This is a genomic window from Aneurinibacillus aneurinilyticus ATCC 12856 (genome assembly GCF_000466385.1).
GTDB lineage: Bacteria > Bacillota > Bacilli > Aneurinibacillales > Aneurinibacillaceae > Aneurinibacillus > Aneurinibacillus aneurinilyticus.
The window spans coordinates 1-615 of the sequence record NZ_KE952719.1 but is presented as its reverse complement, the minus strand read 5'-3'; the positions used below and the strand labels follow the sequence as shown (position 1 = coordinate 615).

The 615-nt window shown below is 31.4% G+C and carries 1 pseudogene; it reads right to left on the bottom strand.

What is annotated here, in order from left to right:
* Positions 1-370 (bottom strand): annotated as a pseudogene (locus HMPREF0083_RS30080) (hypothetical protein); the annotation flags it as partial.
* Between the last annotated feature and the right edge of the window lie 245 nt (positions 371-615).

Below are 615 nucleotides of genomic sequence, written 5' to 3'. Positions count from 1 at the left end.
TCAAGTCTACATATTTATACATTAAATAAGATATCAATATTAACGTAGTGAAAGATAAAATAAAGCTATATAAAAAGCTTATGTTATATAAAATACCGATTTCGTAAAATAACTTAAATAAATAACAGGATAGGGATCCTAAAAGAATGAGATGTAGTAAATAAATGGAATAAGATAATTGGCCGAGGAATTTAAAAGGAATGCTTTCAAAAGTTTTTGGAGAATTTTTGAGTTTAAGATCATTATCATGATTAAAAAGGCAGTTCCACTTTTCTTCTCTGTCTCTTTCCTGTTTTTCCGTTAAACGATAAAGAATGAGGCGTGGTTGTGGAATCCTCTTTTGACTGATATATACATGATGTACTTCCATGGTTTCTCCAGGTGCCAAATCTTTTATGAAATCCTCTGCACATTTCGGCTCTTCTGTTCGTTCTTTGGTAAAGTATATTTTGACGTTATGCTTGACCCTGGAAATATAATAACCCCCTTGTTCATGAATGGATTTTAGCCTATCTAATGAGAAATATCCTAAATCACGAAATTGAAAATGGTTTTAAGGAATGTTACGACTTCTTGATTAAACCGTTGATGTAAGGCTTCTTCTGTGACATTTAC